Source organism: Vibrio sp. 1078-1, assembly GCF_033340475.1.
The window spans coordinates 1-665 of sequence record NZ_JAWOWM010000422.1; the positions used below are offsets into that span (position 1 = coordinate 1).

2 pseudogenes are annotated in these 665 nt (G+C 32.6%); one reads left to right on the forward strand and one right to left on the reverse strand.

From position 1 onward, the window contains the following. Positions 1 to 283, reverse strand: a pseudogene (locus R7190_RS27965) (hypothetical protein); the annotation flags it as partial. A gap of 189 nt (positions 284 to 472) precedes the next feature. On the opposite strand from R7190_RS27965, the pseudogene R7190_RS27970 reads away from it, so the two are divergent. Next, a pseudogene (locus tag R7190_RS27970) lies at positions 473 to 665 on the forward strand (hypothetical protein); the annotation flags it as partial.

Here is a 665-nt window from a genome sequence, read left to right on the forward strand (position 1 = left end):
CAAGTGGTGCTGGTTTTCGCTTCGTTGCGGTAGAAGACTTTGAACCTGTTAAAGTTTTATACTTTTTTTCGAGTTCGTGAGGGATTTCAAAGTCAATTACTTGTAAAGCGTATATGGGTTGTTCAACAGCCTTCACTTCTTGCGCAGTATTAAGCTCATCGATAACGTGGCTAACTCTATCACGGATTGCTTCTAACTCACCCAGAGATAGTTCTAAGCCTCGGATATTATTGCGACTATTAAATATTTCTATGGCTGCTTCTTGTTTTTCAGTCAATGTCATTAGTTTTATTCCTATTAGATGTACAATTGCCAATACTCCAATTTTAAACCAAACTTAAAAAGTGTGGAAGTTTTTAATGATTAAAAAATTTTTGTTTGATTTATATTTTTGTTTTTATATTTACAATGGTTTTTAAATGTGGTTTATTAAAAGGGTGTTAAACGTCTTCTCGATTTAAAGGTGACCAAAATGAATCGTCGTAAATATGTATATAAAAACCCAAAACTAAACCTTGTTAAAAGTCGTTTAAATGATGGTTTAAACCCCAGTGTTGATTTAAATCCTTTTGATGATTATTTAATCTCAGATTGCGAAGCATTACTTAAAGCGAACAGTTTAACTGTTGAAGAACAGCAGCAGCATAGAATTAAACCAAACGCAT